1 protein-coding gene is annotated in these 1,594 nt (G+C 64.8%); it reads right to left on the minus strand.

Annotated elements, in window-relative coordinates; translation table 11 throughout:
• A partial coding sequence (locus I3F54_RS31800; protein WP_240122395.1) for a condensation domain-containing protein occupies positions 1-1,594 on the minus strand: 1,594 nt, incomplete at both ends.

Here is a 1,594-nt window from a genome sequence, read left to right on the forward strand (position 1 = left end):
TTGAACTCCACCAGCAGTTGTTCACGCTCCGCCGTGCCGAGGATGTCGATACGGTGCAGATGGGTGTTGGGTTGGGTGGTGATGGTTTCGAGGACGCGGATGAATCGCTGTACCAGCGTTTGGGCGGTGTTGTGATCGTATAGGTCGGTGGCGTAGGTCAAGCTGCCGCTGATCCCGGCGGTCATGCCCTGGGCGTCGAAGGCCTCGACCAGATTGAACTCGAGGTCGAACTTCGCCGGACGCTCGCCCGTGCCCACCAGTTCCACGTCCAGACCGGGCAGTTCCAGCGAAGCCGGAGCGTTGTTCTGCAGCGCGAGCATGACCTGAAACAGTGGGTGGCGGGCCATTGAGCGAGCCGGAGCCAGCTCCTCCACCAGCCGTTCGAAGGGCACATCCTGGTGTTCGTGTGCTGCCAGCGCGTTCTCCCGCACCCGGCCCAGGATTTCGGTGAAGGTGGGATGGCCTGAGAGGTTTGTGCGGGTGACCTGGGTGTTGACGAAGAAGCCGATCAGGTCGTTTAGTGCGTCATCCATGCGCCCGGCGAGTGGGGTGCCGATGGGGATGTCATCGCCGGCGCCGAGGCGTGACAAGAGCACTGCGAGAGCGGCTTGCAGCACCATGTGCATGGTGGCTCCGTGTCCGCGTGCCAGGCTGCTGAGCTGTCCGTGGAGCTCGGCGGGTAGGGCGAGGTCCACGGTGGCTCCGTGGTGGGACGTTGCAGCTGGCCGTGGCCGGTCGGTGGGCAGAGTGAGTTCCTCCGGTGCCCCTTTCAGCGCGGTGCGCCAGAAGGCGAGTTGCTTGCTCAGTACGCTGTCGGGGTCGTCCTCGGTGCCCAGAAGGTTGTGCTGCCAGAGGGTGTAGTCCGCGTACTGCACCGCCAGAGGCGTCCACTCGGGTACGTTTCCCTGTGCGCGGGCCGTGTAGGCGTGTGAGAGGTCCCGTGCCAGGGGTCCCACCGACCAGCCGTCAGCGGCGATGTGGTGCACCACCATGATCAGTACGTGGTCCGTGGGGCCCACTGCGAGCAGTCGAGCACGCAGGGGAAGGTCCACCGTCAGGTCGAAGGGTTGCTCTGTGGCTTCAACGGCAGTCGTTGTCACACCGGCCTCGGTGACCTCGGTCGCCCTAAGTTCGAAGGTGACTGCTTCCGGCTCCCGTACGACCTGGCGTGGCGTAGCGTCCACCACGGGTGTCACGGTCCGCAGTATTTCGTGCCGGGTCAGGACGTCTGTGAACGCCTGTTGCAGCGCATCCCGGTCCAGTACGCCCTTCAGCCGTACCGCGAAGGGTATGTGGTAGGTGGTACTCGTACCCTCCAGCTCACCTAGGAACCACACACGCTGTTGGGCGAAGGACAAGGGCACCACTTCCGGGCGCCCACCCGGGACCAGCGGGGGGCGCGCCGGGCCGCTTTGTTCCAGTCGTCCGGCCAATCCGGCCACCGTCGGAGTCTCGAACAGTGTCCGCAGGGGTACCTCGACGCAGAGTGTGGTGCGGATACGGTTGATTAGCTGAGTCGCCAGCAGGGAGTGTCCGCCGAGTTCGAAGAAGCTGTCGTCGGTGCCGACTTGTGGGATGCCGAGGGTTTCTGCGA

The sequence above is a fragment of the Streptomyces sp. MUM 2J genome (genome assembly GCF_022414535.1).
Taxonomy (GTDB): domain Bacteria; phylum Actinomycetota; class Actinomycetes; order Streptomycetales; family Streptomycetaceae; genus Streptomyces.